The organism is Corynebacterium sp. HMSC074A09 (assembly GCF_001811545.1).
In the GTDB taxonomy this organism is placed as follows: domain Bacteria; phylum Actinomycetota; class Actinomycetes; order Mycobacteriales; family Mycobacteriaceae; genus Corynebacterium; species Corynebacterium hiratae.
Map to the genome: position 1 here is coordinate 1 of NZ_KV805154.1, position 15366 is coordinate 15366.

The window sequence follows — 15366 nt, forward strand, 5'->3', positions numbered from 1 at the left end:
GCAAATCCACACGAAATGTCCCTTAAGCCCGGCGTGGGGAGTGGGGAGTGGCTCTGAGCCCGAGGATTGGCGCAAAAAGTTAACCCCGCATCCTGCTCAAGCACAATGCGGGGTTTGTTCGGGGTGGCTGACGGGGCTCGAACCCGCGACACCCAGGATCACAACCTGGTGCTCTACCAGCTGAACTACAGCCACCATCGTTGCCCGAAAGCAACGAGATACAGGTTAACCCACGTCGTCGGTTTTACAAAAACGCCTGGTAATCGGTGGTTGTAGCGGCCTTCAGTTCCTCGGCTTCCGTGGAGGAGGGGCCGTCGTCGGTGCGGAAAACGCTGCGGCGGTAAAAATCGAGCTCGCGGATGGACTCGATAATGTCCTGCAGTGCCCGGTGTGCCATTCCCTTATCCGGCTGGTTGTAATAAGCCCGCGGGTGCCAGCGGCGGGCGAGCTCTTTAATGGTGGAAACATCAATCATTCGGTAGTGCAGCGCGGTATCCAGACGTGGCATGTGGGCGCGGATGAAGGCGCGGTCCGTAGCGATGGAATTTCCCGCCAAGGGTGCAGGGTGGTTCGGATCGCAGTGCTTCTCGACGAGTTTCAGTACTGCTTCCTCTGCTTCTTCGATCGTGAGCGTGGATTCCCGAATTTCCTTGTCCAGCCCGGAGTTTGCGTGCATTGTGGTGACGAAGTCGTCCATCTCCGCGAGCTGCTCCTCCGTGGCGTGCACGACGAGGTCGATGCCTTCGTCAAGGATGTTCAGCTCGGCGTCGGTTATCACGGCGGCAACTTCCACGATGACGTGGCGCTGTGGTTCCAGTCCGGTCATTTCCAGATCGATCCAGACAAGGCGGTCATTCTTAGCGGGGATATCACTCATGGGTTCCACCATAGTTTCTCCTTGGTAGCGGTTCGGTAGGTGTTGGGATGGGGGTAAGTGGGGGTAGAGCGAAGACTCGGGCGGTAAAAAGCTTCTTGAACGATGTGAACTGGGGTTTTGTGGCGATTGCCCGGGTTGCGAGAGGGGGGCATTCTCAACTTTTTTATGATTTTGCTCACGAAAGCCTCAGTCGATGGGACATTATTAGGACAGCCTTTAACGTGATGGCACTCACATATAGCGAAGGACGGTAACCTACCGATGTCAACCTTTCTCGATACCCTCAATGCTCTAATCTGGTCACCAGCACTGGTCTTCCTGTGTCTCGGCGCGGGAATCTATTTCACTTTGGCGACCAAGTTCCTGCAGGTACGCTGCATTCCGGACATGATTAAGCAGCTGAAGGATGGTGAGAGCTCCGATTCGGGTGTCTCGTCCTTCCAGTCGCTCATGATTTCCTTGGCCGGCCGTGTCGGCGTGGGCAACATCTCCGGCGTTGCTACGGCTATTGCGTTCGGCGGCCCAGGCGCTGTGTTCTGGATGTGGGCGGTGGCGCTGCTGGGTTCCGCAACGTCGTTCGTGGAATGTACCTTGGCGCAGGTCTACAAGGAGAAGGACCAGGACACTGGTGAGTACCGCGGCGGCCCGGCCTACTACATCGAGAAGGCCTACAAACACACCAAGGCTGGCCCGTTCATGGTGGTCTACGGCATCGTCTTCGCCATTGCGATGATCCTGGCTACCAGCTACTTCCTGCCGGGAATTCAGGCTAACGGTGTGGCTGCGGCAGTCCAGAACGCGTGGGGCATCGAAGTTGGTTGGTCTGCGCTGGTTCTGGGCGGAATTCTGGCCATCATCATTATCGGTGGCGTCAAGCGCATCGCGAACTTCGCGTCCCTCGTGGTTCCGTTCATGGCGGCTGCCTACATTCTCTTTGCCATCATCATTCTGATCATGAACTTTAACCAGATCCCTGAGGTCTTCGGCATGATCTTTAAGTCTGCTTTCGGCGCCGAGCAGGCCTTCTCTGGCCTGTTGGGTTCGGCCATCATGTGGGGCGTGAAGCGAGGCATCTACTCTAACGAGGCAGGCCAGGGTACCGGTCCGCAGTCTGCTGCGGCCGCGGAAGTGTCCCACCCAGCGAAGCAGGGTTTCGTCCAGGCTTTCGCGGTGTACATCGATACCCTCTTCGTATGCTCCGCAACCGCCTTCATCATCATCTCCACGGACATGTACAAGGTCTTCGAGGGCGAATCTGAGGACGGTCCCGTGCGTTATGCCGGTTCTATCCCGGATGGTGTTGAGGTGGGTCCGGGCTTTGTCCAGCACGGCCTAGACACCCTGTTGGCAGGTTTCGGACCGAGCTTCATTGCCATCGCCATCGCGTTCTTTGCCTTCACCACCGTCTTGGCCTACTACTACATGGCAGAGGTCAACCTGACCTACTTCAACCGGTGGATTAGCAACAAGACCACCCGTCGCGCACTGGTTTGGCTCCTGCGCATTCTCCTCGTGGTGTCCGTGGTTATCGGTGCTACGACAACTCCAGGCGCTGCCTGGGCGCTGGGTGATATCGGTGTTGGCGCAACGGCCTGGCTCAACATCATCGCCATTCTTTTCCTGCAGGTCCCGGCTCTCAAGTGCCTCAAGGACTACAGCGCACAGAAGGCTGCCGGCAAGGACCCGCAGTTTGACCCAGAGGCGCTGGGAATCAAGAACGCTGAATTCTGGGTAGAGCGCAAGCTCGCCCGCCAGGAGGCCGCGCAGAAAGCCATTGCGCAGGACTCGCCGCTCCAGGGTTAAGTAACGCAAAAGCCCGCTCTCCCAAAGAGAGCGGGCTTTGTCGTGTCCTAGGCCATCTTGGAATAGAAACTGCCGATGATCGGCGCAACAATCGGGGTCGGCACAATCTTGCCCAGTGCATTCATTACCTTGGAGAGCGGGCCGGGGACCACGCGCCGCTGGTTGCGGGCCATGGCCTCGAGGGTTTCTTCGGAGCAGGACTCGTAGGTGGTCCACAAGAAGTCCGGGACGACCTTATCCACGATGGACTGCTCCTCCTCGGGAATAACAGCATCGCGCACTGGGCCAGGAGCCAGCAGAGTGCAGGTCACGCCCGAGCCCTTGAGCTCATAGTGCAGGGCCTCAGTAAAGGCATTGACACCTGCCTTGGTGAAAACATAGGTGGCGTTGTTCGGAATGGAGACGTTGCCCGCAGCCGAGCCCACGTTACAAATAGCGCCGCTGCGCCGCGGCAGCATCTGCTCCAGTGCGGCACGGGTCAGACGGTGAACGGCCTTGCCGTTGAGATCGAACTGCCGGGTTTCATAATCCCAGTCCTGATCCATGAACTTGCCAAAGCTGGCGATGCCCGCCGAGTTAACGATGATGGAGATTTCCTTGCCCGCCATGAATTCGATAACGCGGTCAACGTCCGCCGCCTCGGAGAGATCCGCAGCCAGCGCAATGGCATCAACCTCGTGACGGGAGCGTAGGTCCGCAGCGATGGATTCGAGGACCTCTTCACGGCGAGCAACGAGAATGACGTTGTAGCCGCGAGCGGCCAGATCTTTGGCCATCGCAGCGCCAATGCCCTGGCTGGCACCAGTCAGCAGTGCATACGAGGAGCGGGTAGGGGCGGGCAGCCCAGGGGAGTGAGCCATGAAACGGCGTCCTTTCTCTCAGGGGTGGGAAGTCTCCACCCAGCGTAGAGCACTCAGGGTCTAAACCAGGGTAAACACTGATGTCTCCTCGGCCCCAACTCTGGATAATAGAAAGCGAAAGGAGACATCATGACCAACCAACGTTTAACTCGTTCCACTACTGACACGATGCTCGGCGGCGTCTGCGGCGGCATCGCACAGACCTACAACCTCGATCCGACCCTGGTGCGCATTCTCTTCGTTGTTGCGACTCTGCTGGGCTTCTCAGGAATCCTGCTCTATCTCATCCTCTGGGTTGTTATCCCGGTGGAGTAGCTACTGCAGCGGGCCGAAAGCCATAAACCTCTTCCACGTTTCCCACTCCTCCTGCAGACGCGGCAAGGCGCTGGGCGGGGTGGCGGAGGCGTCGACAAGCACGGCGTCCTGCATACGTACGCCGTTGTCGAAGAAGAGTGCTGTGTGCCCGGAGGCGCCGTAGCGGAGCACCGGAACCAGATTGAGACCGTCGAAGGACAGCGGGGCGTTGGGGCGCACATCCAGCCCCGCGATTGCCGCGAGCGTGGGCGCTAGGTCGAGAGGGGAGACGAGTTCTGCGCAGACCCCAGACTCCGCTACGCCGGGCCATAGGAGGGACATCGCGGACTTCTCGCCCTGTAGGGAACAGACCGCCACGACGCCCTCCAGGTCACCCAGCAGCTGGGGATGCGGCTGCTCGAGGAGGCGAAAGACCGGTGCGGACGCGGGGAGGGCGTCTTCTCGGACTTCGAAGCCGGCGGCCGCGAAAATCTCCGTGATGCGGGTGGTGGCGCCGCGCTGCGGGTATTGTCCTGTGAGCACCCCGCGGCGCGATTCCGCATAGCTTGGCGACGGCACCCAGGCGTTACTGAAACGCAGTCCGCGCAGCGCGGATTCCGGGGCGTAGTCAAAAGTGGCGAGAGTAATGTCCATAGGAGTGTGCCCAAAAGGTGCCTAAAGGCCACTTTTTGACGTTATGGCAAATCTCAAAAAGTGGCTCTGAACTGCGTGCCCCCAGCAGGATTCGAACCCGCGACACATGGGGTAGAAACCCACTGCTCTAATCCACTGAGCTATGGAGGCGTACCGAGCCATCATAACGCACCGGAGAGCGAAGTCAGACTATCGGGCTACTGCTGGCGTTGATTCGGTGCTGGTGCTGAGGAGGGTGGAGACCAACGTGCGCGCTGCCGGGCTCAATGCACGGTCCGTACGGTGGATGAGAAGCGCCTGCATAGTAGGCAGCGTTTCCGCAACGCGGCGGAAATGAACGCCGCTTTGGCCCAAGGCCTGCGCGGTGTGCGGCATGAGGCTGATGCCATAGTCGCCGGCAACGAGCGGCAAGCCTGTTTGCAGCGTGGAAATTTCCTGGACACCCATAGGTTTGCTGAGCGGGGCCGCGGCCCATACCTGGTCCAACACTTCGGGCAGGCTGCTGAGCTCCGGACAGCGCGGCGGCAGGAGCCACGTTTCGGCGGCAAGATCGGAGAGCTGGACGGGGTCGGGTAGGTCCGCCAGGCGTTGGGGGAGTGCGACGCGCAGGTCCATCTCGGCGGCGCAGTCAATGGTGAGCTGTGTGCCGTAGTCCTGGCGGAAGCGCTGTGGGTTGGTGGTGAGGATGATGCCGATCTCCACGGAGCCATCCAGGACCTGCTTGAGCGTGGTGGTAGGTTCTAAGTCCTTTAAGGAAACACTTACCTCTGGCGCGCGTTGCCGCATGCGGCGCAGAACCGCCGGCATATACAGCCAATTGAACTCGGGCGCGGAACACAGCGTGACTGACCCGGCGCTGCCCGACGCAATCTCGGCTAGGCGCACGGCAGCGGTGTTGAGGAGGGAATCGATCGAGGTCGCGACACCATAGAGGTAATCCCCAGCCTCCGTTGTTTGGACTCCGCCGCGCCCGCGGGAGAGCAGCTTCACGTTGAGATCTTTTTCGAGTTTGCGCACGGTAAGGCTCAGGGAAGGTTGCGTGAGCTGCAGCGATTCCGCGGCCTGCGTAAACGAACCGTGGTCCACGACGGTTCGAAAGTGATGAAGCTGGCGTGAGTCCATAAGTGAAGACTACCCGAAAGCTGAGAGTTGTCTACCTTTTAGGTAAGAGAACATGTGTGGCGGTAGACTGCCCACCATGCACACTGAGAAGGAAAACACCAGCTCACAGTACTCGCCGGGGCTGGCGCACTCGGCGTCGGGAGCGCGGCCCTCCCGTTTGTTGAATCTTTCTTTCGTCGTCTTCGCTGGTCTCGTGGGCGGGATCATTTCCCTGTTCTTCCTTGCAGATTCGCTCGCTGCCCTCGGTATCCCGGACCCGGGGCGCGTCACGACCTTTGGTTTGCCCTTCTTCCGTGCCGTCGCCTGGATGCTGATGGCCCTGTCCATCGGCTCATTCATGTCCAGCGCATTCTTGATTTACCCGGCCGTGCCAGATAAGGACAACGAGCGTTTGATCAAGGCGCGCCTCACCGTCGACGGGCACATCGCTGCGCGGACCGGTGCCTGGGCCGCTGTGGGGGCCGCGGTGGTGTCCTTGCTCGAGGTTCCCCTCGTCATGTCGGATCTCACTGGTACTCCGTTGCGCCAGGTTCTTAACCCGGAGCTGATGGGCATGGCGGTGGGCCAGATTGCGGCGTCGCAGGTCTGGCTCCTCACCGCGGGGATCGCAGCGCTCGTCGCCGTAGCGGGGTTTGTTGCGCGCACGTGGGCGGGACAGGTCGCTACGTTCTTCCTGTCCCTGTTGCTCACGGTGCCCCTCGGGATGGAGGGGCACTCGGCCTCCGGCGGCGACCATGACTACGGCACGAACTCACTGCTTTTGCACCTGTTCTTCATCATGCTGTGGGTCGGTGGGCTCATGGGCCTCATTGCGCATGGCCGCCGCCTAGGGCCTGACATGGGCGTGGCGGTTCGCCGTTATTCTACGGTTGCGCTGCTGTCCATCTTGGGGTTGGCGGCGACCGGTGTGGTCAACGCGCTCATCCGCGTTGAGTTAGGGGATTTATTCACCACTCGCTATGGCTTGCTGGTGTTGAGCAAGACAGTGCTCACGGTGGTGCTCGCGGCCATAGGATTTGTGCATCGCCGAGTCACCATTCCCCAGCTGAAACGCGCACCGCGCCTGTTTGTTCGAGTGTCTGTGGTGGAGGTTCTCATCATGGCGGCCACAGTCGGCGTGGCCATCTCGATGGGCCGTACACCGCCCCCGCCGCCGCGGGATCCGAATCTCAACGCCATGCAGATTCTGGTGGGCTACGAGCTTTTCGACGCCCCGACAGCCACCAACGTGTGGACCATGTTCCGCTTCGACCTCATGTTTGGCTCGCTCGGACTCGTGCTAGCCGGCTTCTACCTGTACGCGCTCTGGCGTCTGAAGCGGCGTGGGCTGACGTGGTCGGCGGGGCGTACGGCCTGGTTCCTGGTGGGCTCCTTGGGCATGACCATCATCATGAGCAACGGTATTGGCCTGTACATGCCGGCGCTGTACTCCATGCACATGCTCGTGCACATGATTTTGTCCATGGCGATTCCGCTCTGCCTCGTGTTGGGTGCCCCAGTGACCTTGGTTATGGAGGCGTTTGAACCGGGTGAGCCGGGCAAGCCCACGCTTCACGACGCCGCCGTTGCCCTCACCAAATCCACCACGCTGCGCATCCTGACGCATCCGGCGGTCAACGTCCTGCAGTTTCTGGCCATTCTCTACGTGCTCTACCTCTTTCCGAGCTTCTACGAGGTTGCCATTTCGGAACATGCCGGGCACGTCATCATGAACTGGGTCTTCCTGATTTCCGGCTACATCTACTACTGGGAGGTTATTGGCCCGGATCCGTTGCCATGGCGCGCACCCACTGGCGTTCGCCTGCTTATCCTGTTTGTGTCGATGCCTCTGCATCTGTTCGCCGGTGTCTACCTCATGCAGATGCAGGTTATTCTTGGCTTGGATTTCTATGAATCCTTGAACCTGCCGTGGAACCCGGACTTTGTCACGGATCAGCGCACCGGCGGCGGTATTTCGTGGGGCTTTGGCCAGTTCCCGCTGGTGATCGTCTTTGGTTCACTCTTCCTGGATTGGTTGCGAGAGGATCGCGCCACCGCTCGCCGCCACGATGCTAAGGCGGACGTTGACGGCGATGCCGACTTGGCAAGCTATAACGCCATGCTCAAGCAGATGAACGAAGGCGACGATTCCAGCTTCCGACAGCACTAGGGGCGCCAGCACTAGAGAGCTGGCGCGTCCAGGGTGATGGAAAAGGGTCTTTGAACTGTGTGAATGGATATTTTGTTGAGTCTTTCAACAAGTTATCCACAGGTTCGCGGTGACGCTATTGCGGGTGCGGTGATCGGTGGCGATGATGCGAGGTAAGGGAGGCGTATTGCTTCCTCGCACTCAAGAAGATCACCAACCACACATGGCAAAGGAATCACGCAATGTCTCAATACCCAATTTCACTCACTGGGCGTCTGACCCACGACCCGCACCTGACCAAGATTAGCGACACCATGTACAAGGCCCGCCTGCGTTTTGCCTCCTCCCGCAGCGTTCCGGAAAAGGATGAAGAAGGCAAGACGGTGTGGCGAGAGCTGGACCTCAACTATATCGACGGCGAGGTGTGGGGCCAGTGCGCCATCAACGTCAAGAAGTCGCTGTATAAGGGCATGCCGGTCTTTGTGATGGGCTCCATCGTCACGGACCGGTGGGAGGATCAGCGCGGAGCGACGCGCTCCAGGACCTATATCAAGATTGCGCACGTGGGGCTCGACCTCAACCGCTTCTGCATCACCTCCACCAAAATTGGCACCTCCTACGGCGAGGAGGGCAGTGAAGCTCTCTGGCTGGGGGAGAATCCGCCGGTGCCGGACGTAGATTACACGGCGCCACCCAGCGCCACGGAGAATGAAGCAATGCCGGCTGCCCTGCAGTCGGGAGATACTCCGCAGGACACCGCGGCGGACCGTCAGCAAGCGCAGTCTGCGGCCGAGTCACACGTCGAACCGGAACCTGAGGACGCGATGGTCTAAGGACAGAGGACCACCGCCGCCCATGTGATGTAGTCTTTGTACTGTTATTTACCAATCCTGACAGAAGCAAAGGGTGAAACATGGGCGAATTCATCTACACGATGAAAAACGTGCGTAAGGCCATCGGTGACAAGGTTATTTTGGATAACGTCACCATGGCTTTCTACCCGGGCGCCAAGATTGGCGTCGTGGGCCCCAACGGTGCAGGTAAGTCCTCGATCCTGAAGATCATGGCCGGCCTTGATCAGCCTTCCAACGGTGAGGCTTTCCTGGATCCGGGCAAGACGGTCGGCATCCTCCTCCAGGAGCCGCCGCTCAATGAGGAGAAGACGGTCCGCGAAAACGTCGAAGAGGGCCTCGGTGAGATCTTCCAGAAGAAGCAGCGCTTCGAAGAGATCGCGGAGGAGATGGCCACCAATTACTCCGACGAACTCATGGAGGAAATGGGCAAGCTGCAGGAGGAGCTCGACGCCGCCGATGCCTGGGAGGTCGATTCCAAGATCGAGCAGGCCATGGAGGCCCTGCGTTGCCCTCTGTCCGATGCCCCGGTAACCAACCTCTCCGGTGGTGAGCGCCGCCGCGTCGCGCTGGCCAAGCTGCTGCTGAGTGAGCCCGACCTGCTGCTGCTCGACGAGCCCACGAACCACCTGGACGCCGAGTCTGTCCAGTGGCTGGAGAAGCACCTCGAGTCTTACCCGGGTGCGGTCCTTGCCGTGACCCACGACCGTTACTTCCTCGACCACGTCGCGGGCTGGATCTGTGAGGTTGACCGCGGCAAGCTCTACCCCTACGAGGGCAACTACTCCACCTACCTGGAGAAGAAGGCTGAGCGTCTGGAAATTGCCGGCGCCAAGGACAAGAAGCTGCAGAAGCGCCTCAAGGACGAGCTCGCATGGGTTCGCTCCGGTGCGAAGGCCCGCCAGGCCAAGAACAAGGCCCGTCTCCAGCGCTACGAGGAGATGGCTGCGGAAGCCGAGAAGTACAAGAAGCTGGACTTTGAGGAGATCCAGATTCCGACCCCGCCGCGCCTGGGCAACAAGGTGGTAGAGGTCAAGAACCTGACCAAGGGCTTCGATGATCGTGTGCTCATCAAGGACTTGTCCTTCACCCTGCCGCGCAACGGCATTGTCGGCGTGATCGGCCCGAACGGTGTTGGTAAGTCCACGCTGTTCAAGACCATCGTGGGTCTGGAGCAGCCGGATTCCGGCAGCGTGGACGTTGGCGAGACCGTCAAGCTGTCCTATGTTGATCAGGGCCGCGAGAACATCGATCCCGAGGCCACCGTGTGGGAGGTAGTCTCCGACGGGCTGGATTACATTCACGTCGGCCAGAACGAAATGCCGTCCCGCGCTTACCTCTCCGCTTTCGGTTTCAAGGGTGCCGATCAGCAGAAGCCTTCCAAGGTTCTCTCCGGCGGTGAGCGCAACCGCTTGAACCTGGCCCTGACCCTTAAAGAGGGCGGCAACCTGATCCTCCTCGATGAGCCGACGAACGACTTGGACGTGGAAACCCTGGGCTCGCTGGAAAACGCCCTGGAGAAGTTCCCCGGCTGTGCCGTGGTTATTTCTCACGACCGCTGGTTCCTCGACCGCACCTGTACTCACATCCTGGCCTGGGAGGGCAACGTGGCAGAAGGTCAGTGGTTCTGGTTCGAGGGCAACTTCGGTGACTACGAGAAGAACAAGGTTGAGCGCCTCGGTGAGGAAGCTGCCCGCCCGTCTCGCGTTACCCACCGCAAGCTCAGCCGTTAGGGCGAACTGGCCCTAACACTCAGAGGAAGAACTCCGAAAGGAACCTGGAATGTCCGCTCAAAAGGTTGTGTCGGAAAAGACCACGGACAATGTCCATGCGCTCACCGTAGGTGTGCGCTGGTCGGACTTCGACATGTACGGCCACATGATGAACTCCAATTTCATCGAGCTGGCGCAGGAGGCGCGCTTGGCTTTTGCCATGCACAACTTCTACGCCCGCGGTGTCAACATGGTGGCATTCGTCCGCCATATCGACGCGGACTATGTCCGCCCCATCAAGTGGGATGGACGCCACGGCACGGTGACGGTGGAAACCACGGTGGTGCGTCTTGGCACCACCTCCTTCACCACCCGCCAAAAGATTAAGGACGCCCAGGGCCAGGTGGCTTGCGTCATCGACTGCGTGCAGGTCGCCATCGACCCGGGTACACAGATGCCGCGCGAGGTTACTGAGGAGGAGCGCAACATCATCCTGGAACACGCCGTCGTCGAGCTGGATGAGCAGCGCGATCATGGAGAGTGAAACTCTCCGAGTGCGCAGCGGTGGGGGAGGGCTGCGTGCCCTCCTCGCCCGCGCGACGGGGCTCGATGCCTCAGCCTCGGTGCGTCTGCGCCAGCATGACGCCAACCAGGTCGAGGTCTTTGTCACGACGCCCTTCGAGGTCGTTGTGGCACGGCGGTGCGGAGGCACCGTGGGCCGCGACGGGGCAGTGGTGTCCGCGCAAGCGCTTGCCGACGCCCTCCACACCGCCCCCGACCCTGTCCTTGCGGAGGACGGAGTGGAGCTTTCGCTGGGGCCGGCGCGCGATCCATCGTGGCCAGGCGCGTTGCCGCCGGCGCAGGGATTCCGCGAGATCGATTCCTTGCCGGTCGACGTCGTGCGCGAGCTCGCAGACAAAGGCCGGCAGCTGGCCCGCCAGTTCTCAGGGCCGATGGGCCCGCCAAAAAGCCTGTTGAATCAGACAGTGCTCACCGTGGAGAGCTCGGAGGCGCAGGTGGAGATTCCCATGCGGATGATCTTCGCCTGCACCAGCCTCGGCCTCATTCCGGGGTTTGCCGCATCACTCAAGATCCCCCGTCACTTGCGCGTGTCCGGCAAGGGGCGCTGGGTGCGCCTCGACGCGCCCTATGGCAGCGTCTACCACTCGACGCGCCTGTCACTGTTCTAGAGCAGCACGAATCCCGCCAGTGCGGCGCCGACGGCGACCGTCCACGGCGGGGCCTTGCAGAAGAGGGCTATGCCCGCGCCCACCGCAATGAGCGCCGAGGCCCACCCGCTAACCCCGTGGGTGATGATGGGATCCCAGAGCGCCGCGATGAGCAGGCCGACCACGGCTGCGTTGATGGCTGAGAACGCGCCGCGCAGCCAACCAAGATGATTCCAGCGCGTCCACAAATGCAAAGCCGCGAGCGTGAGTAAGGCGCCCGGCACGAAAATGAGAACGGTCCCTAGGAGCGCTCCGCCGATTCCGCCGTCGACCGCCCCAAGGTAAGACGCGAAGGTAAACAGCGGCCCCGGCACGCCCTGTGCTACCGAGTATCCCGCGAGAAACTCCTGCTGGCTGAGCCAGCCCGCGCCGACGAATTGTTCCTCCAGCAGTGGCAGGACCACGTGCCCGCCGCCAAAGACCAGGGCGCCGGACTGGTAGAAGGCGTTGGCGCGGGTGATGAGGTAGGCGTCGCTAAGCTGTGCCCCCACCGCCAGCCCGCCTAGCAGGAGGAAGAACGCTGCTACACAGCCCCACGCCAGGCGGGCGGGTACCGCGCGCAGGCCACTATCGGCGGCGGGCGCCGAGGTCGTCGGCAGCCATGTTCTCAACACGGTGGCCCCCAGCAGCCCAGCCACGGCGAGGACAGCCAGCTGCCACGCGGACCCGGCGACGAGCAGCACGGCGGCGCTGATGAGCGCAAGCGCCCACGCGGTGGGGGTAAGCAGGAGCTTCTTTGCCATCCCCACGATGGCGTGGACCACCACACCGGCGGCGGCAGCGAGGAGTCCCCCTAAGATGCCCTGGATCCACCCACTGTTGGGCGCAACGAGGAGCCCAAACAAGGCGAGGATGAGCGCGGAGGGGAAGGTGAACAGGAACCATGAATAGATGAGGCCCAGGAGGCCCGCGCGCCCGTAGCCCAGCGCCATCCCGACCTTCGAGCTAGCCGGGCCGGGGAGAAACTGGGACATGGCCACGAGATCTGCATAGGCGGAATCGCTGAGCCACTTCCGGCGGCTGACAAACTCAGCGCGGAAATAACCCAGGTGGGCAGCCGGCCCGCCAAACGCAGTCCACCCGAGGGGGAGGAAGGAGCGCCGTACATCGCCTAGTGTGCTCATGCTCCGCATACTAATTCTTTAAGAATCACCCCGCTCGGTGAACAAGAGCGACGCACGCAGGAGGTGATCTGCGTTACTCTGAAGGGGTCGAATTCAGTTTTCTTCAACAAAAGGAGATGGCTCTCACCATGCGTATTGCTGTACCCAAAGAAATCATGAACAACGAAAACCGCGTCGCCCTTACTCCTAGTGCCGCGGACATCTTGATCAAGGACGGTCACGAGGTCCTGGTGGAAACAGCGGCCGGGGAAGGCGCCTCATTCCCGGACTCCGACTATGAAGCCGTCGGCGCGACCATTGTCCCTTCCGCTGCGGAGGCCTGGGCGGCGGATATGGTGGTCAAGGTCAAGGAGCCTCTCGAATCCGAGTACGGCTACCTGCGCGAAGACCTCCTGCTGTTTACTTACCTGCACCTGGCTGCGGATCGCCCGCTGACGGAAGCGCTCATGAAGGCCGGTACGACGGCCGTGGCCTATGAAACTGTGACCGATTCCCGTGGCACGCTGCCGCTGCTGACACCGATGTCCCAGGTGGCTGGCCGCCTGGCGGTTACTGAGGGCGCGCACCACCTGCTGTCTACTGAGGGCGGGCGCGGATTGCTGGTAGCCGGTGTGCCGGGCACGCGCCCGGCCCGCGTTGTCGTCATCGGTGGTGGCCAGGTGGGAGCTTCGGCGGTGGCGATGGCGCAAGGATTGCGCGCGGAGGTAACCGTGCTGGACCTTGACCCGCACGTGCTGCAGCGCTTCGACGAGCAGTACCATGGAAACGTGCGCACGATTGTCTCGGACCCCGCGGCGCTGGAGTCCGAGCTGCTGGAGGCAGATCTGGTCATTGGCGCAGTTCTGGTTCCGGGCGCGGCGGCCCCGAAGCTGGTGCGCGAAGACGTGGTCCAGCGGATGAAGAAGGGTGCAGTGCTTGTCGACGTCGCCATTGACCAAGGCGGTTGCTTCGAAAACTCCCGCAAGACGTCCCACGACGATCCCACCTTCAAGGTGCACGACACCATCTTCTATTGCGTGGCCAATATGCCCGGCGCGGTGGCGAACACCTCTGCCCGTGCGCTGGGTTCTGCCACTCTGCCCTACATTCGCGCAGTGGCTGCCGACGGCTTCGACGGTGCCGTGGAGCGCTTCTCGGGATTGGCCGATGGGCTTATGACCCGCGGGGGAGAACTGGTCTCCCAGCCGGTGAAGGAGGCCTTCGGGCTTTAAGGGGCGCGGTTGATGAGCATCGCCGCGACTCGCTCCATGTGGTCCCAAATCATGGCGCGGTAGGCGGGCGGGATGGTGTCTTCGTCGATCTGCGCCAGGGAGTTGCCCATGAGTTCGAGCCAGCGATCGTGGGCAGCTATGTCGATGGGGTAGGGCGCATGCCGCATGCGCAGGCGCGGGTGGCCGCGTTGTTCGGAGAAGAGCTGCGGACCTCCCCAATACTGCACGAGGAACCACGTCAAGCGTTGCTGTGCGCCTTCCCAGTCCTGCTGGGGGTACATCGGCCCGATGAGATCGTCTTCGCGCACCTGGGCGTAGAAGCCGCCGACGAGTTTCTCAAAGGTCTCCATTCCGCCGACGGCTTCGTACACGCTCGTTGGTTGCACGTCTAGTCTTCCTTTCGCGTCAGGCCGGGTTCTTCCAGATCAAAGATAGCCATCCCGCGCGGGTAGGGGGTGGTGATCCCCTCTTCGTGCATGGCTGTGAGGATCTTCGCCTGCATCGCGCGCTGCACATCCCATTGCTTGCCTGGCAGCGTCTTGACGGACACGCGGTAGGACATGTGGTCGACCTCCAAGCCGGACATGCCGTTGACCGTCGGCGTGGCCAGGATGTAGTCCTTGATTTCGGGATCGCGGGCGGCGTCCTCTGCTGCGGACGTGATGACGTCGACTGCTCGCGTGGGATCGTTGCTCAGCGCAATCGGGACCTGGACGCGGGCCACGGAGTAGCGGTCGGAATGGTTGGCCACCTGCAAGATTTCGCCGTTGCGGACGTACCATAGCGCGCCATCGATATCGCGGACCGTGGTAATACGTAGGGAAATGGACTCCACGTCGCCGAAGACCCCGTTTCCGAGGTCGATGGTGTCACCGATGCCGTACTGGTCCTCCATGAGCATGAAGATGCCGGAGAGGAAGTCCTTGACCAACGCCTGCGCGCCGAAACCAAGGGCGACACCAACCACACCGGCAGAGGCCACGAGCGGGGCGACGTTGACGCCGAGCTTGTCCAGGATGGCGAGCACGGCCCAGACCCAGACGAAGATGGAGACCGCGGAGCGGCCCACCCCGGCGAGCGTCTGGATGCGGGAGGTGCGCCGAGCCTCCTGTGTTTGCTCGAGGACCTTGTCGGTTGTTCTGTGCGCTTTGCGCGGGGAGAGCGGCGAGCTGAGCTTGCCCTTCTTGATGCTGTTATCAGCCAGCTTGGTGATGAGTCGGCGCAGCAGCCAGCTGCCGATGATGGCGACGATGAGGATGAGCGCGATGCCGATGGGTTTGTCGATGAGCCAGGACTGCATGTTTTCTGTTTGCCACCAGCGGGTGACCGCGTCGACAGCCCCGTCGGTTGGCTCGGAGGAAGCGCTTAGGTATGCGGTTGGTCTGGTCACGTGTGTCCTTTCTGCTATCGCTCACGACTGACGCTTACCGATGGTAGGGAAGAGAACTGAATATAAAAAGCTCGTCTTTCTCCCAACTGAACAGCTTGGTCTAGACTTGTG

General features: G+C 61.3%; 15 protein-coding genes and 2 tRNA genes. 8 read left to right on the forward strand and 9 right to left on the reverse strand.

All coding sequences use genetic code 11. The features are described from left to right. Positions 1-122 precede the first annotated feature (122 nt). A tRNA-His gene (locus HMPREF2807_RS08680) sits at positions 123-195 on the reverse strand. Between the two features lie 49 nt (positions 196-244). Then, positions 245-877: an oligoribonuclease gene (gene orn / locus HMPREF2807_RS08685; RefSeq protein ID WP_070512014.1), complete on the reverse strand. Its 633-nt coding sequence runs from the start codon at positions 875-877 to the stop codon at positions 245-247. Between the two features lie 261 nt (positions 878-1138). Between orn and HMPREF2807_RS08690 the strand changes: the two genes are divergently transcribed. Continuing rightward, positions 1139-2680: an alanine/glycine:cation symporter family protein gene (locus HMPREF2807_RS08690; protein ID WP_070511950.1), complete on the forward strand. Its 1542-nt coding sequence runs from the start codon at positions 1139-1141 to the stop codon at positions 2678-2680. 47 nt (positions 2681-2727) lie between these two features. On the opposite strand, the gene cmrA is transcribed toward HMPREF2807_RS08690, so the two are convergent. Continuing rightward, positions 2728-3540, reverse strand: coding sequence for a mycolate reductase (cmrA, locus tag HMPREF2807_RS08695; RefSeq protein WP_049155810.1), 813 nt, complete (start codon positions 3538-3540; stop codon positions 2728-2730). Positions 3541-3669: 129 nt separating this feature from the next. Here cmrA and HMPREF2807_RS08700 point away from each other — a divergent pair, with 129 nt between their 5' ends. Further along, a complete protein-coding gene (locus HMPREF2807_RS08700) occupies positions 3670-3855 on the forward strand; it encodes a PspC domain-containing protein (protein WP_046647333.1) in 186 nt (61 codons plus the stop codon). Here the strand turns inward: HMPREF2807_RS08700 and HMPREF2807_RS08705 are convergent, their stop codons facing one another. From HMPREF2807_RS08705 to HMPREF2807_RS08715, 3 genes are all read right to left on the reverse strand, one after another. Further along, entirely contained in the window at positions 3856-4488 is a 633-nt protein-coding gene (locus tag HMPREF2807_RS08705) for a hypothetical protein (RefSeq protein ID WP_070511953.1), read from the reverse strand. Positions 4489-4564: 76 nt separating this feature from the next. Further along, positions 4565-4638 (reverse strand) — tRNA-Arg (locus HMPREF2807_RS08710). A 39-nt stretch (positions 4639-4677) separates the two neighbouring features. Then, the gene (locus tag HMPREF2807_RS08715) at positions 4678-5610 is read right to left on the reverse strand and encodes a LysR family transcriptional regulator (protein WP_049155817.1); all 933 of its coding nucleotides are present in this window, start codon (positions 5608-5610) and stop codon (positions 4678-4680) included. A gap of 76 nt (positions 5611-5686) precedes the next feature. Between HMPREF2807_RS08715 and HMPREF2807_RS08720 the strand changes: the two genes are divergently transcribed. The 5 genes from HMPREF2807_RS08720 to HMPREF2807_RS08740 all read left to right on the forward strand — a co-directional run bounded on the left by HMPREF2807_RS08720 (position 5687) and on the right by HMPREF2807_RS08740 (position 11491). Then, the gene (locus tag HMPREF2807_RS08720; protein WP_070511956.1) at positions 5687-7759 is read left to right on the forward strand and encodes a bifunctional copper resistance protein CopD/cytochrome c oxidase assembly protein; all 2073 of its coding nucleotides are present in this window, start codon (positions 5687-5689) and stop codon (positions 7757-7759) included. A gap of 221 nt (positions 7760-7980) precedes the next feature. Then, a complete protein-coding gene (locus HMPREF2807_RS08725) occupies positions 7981-8571 on the forward strand; it encodes a single-stranded DNA-binding protein (protein ID WP_070511959.1) in 591 nt (196 codons plus the stop codon). Between the two features lie 80 nt (positions 8572-8651). Beyond that, entirely contained in the window at positions 8652-10322 is a 1671-nt protein-coding gene (gene ettA / locus HMPREF2807_RS08730) for an energy-dependent translational throttle protein EttA (RefSeq protein ID WP_049155825.1), read from the forward strand. A gap of 49 nt (positions 10323-10371) precedes the next feature. Further along, a complete protein-coding gene (locus tag HMPREF2807_RS08735; RefSeq protein WP_046647327.1) occupies positions 10372-10845 on the forward strand; it encodes an acyl-CoA thioesterase in 474 nt (157 codons plus the stop codon). After that, entirely contained in the window at positions 10835-11491 is a 657-nt protein-coding gene (locus tag HMPREF2807_RS08740) for a DUF8185 domain-containing protein (RefSeq protein WP_049155827.1), read from the forward strand. The genes HMPREF2807_RS08735 and HMPREF2807_RS08740 overlap by 11 nt, the downstream gene beginning before the upstream one ends. Here HMPREF2807_RS08740 and chrA read toward each other — a convergent pair. Beyond that, positions 11488-12654, reverse strand: a complete 1167-nt coding sequence (gene chrA, locus HMPREF2807_RS08745; protein WP_070512017.1) for a chromate efflux transporter — start codon at positions 12652-12654, stop codon at positions 11488-11490. The genes HMPREF2807_RS08740 and chrA overlap by 4 nt on opposite strands. Before the next feature lie 128 nt (positions 12655-12782). Here chrA and ald point away from each other — a divergent pair, with 128 nt between their 5' ends. Next, a complete protein-coding gene (gene ald, locus HMPREF2807_RS08750) occupies positions 12783-13865 on the forward strand; it encodes an alanine dehydrogenase (protein WP_049155868.1) in 1083 nt (360 codons plus the stop codon). Here ald and HMPREF2807_RS08755 read toward each other — a convergent pair. Further along, complete coding sequence (locus tag HMPREF2807_RS08755) at positions 13862-14251, reverse strand: globin (RefSeq protein WP_046647325.1); 390 nt, start codon at positions 14249-14251, stop codon at positions 13862-13864. The genes ald and HMPREF2807_RS08755 overlap by 4 nt on opposite strands. Before the next feature lie 2 nt (positions 14252-14253). Beyond that, complete coding sequence (locus HMPREF2807_RS08760; protein WP_049155834.1) at positions 14254-15255, reverse strand: mechanosensitive ion channel family protein; 1002 nt, start codon at positions 15253-15255, stop codon at positions 14254-14256. Positions 15256-15366: the final 111 nt, after the last annotated feature.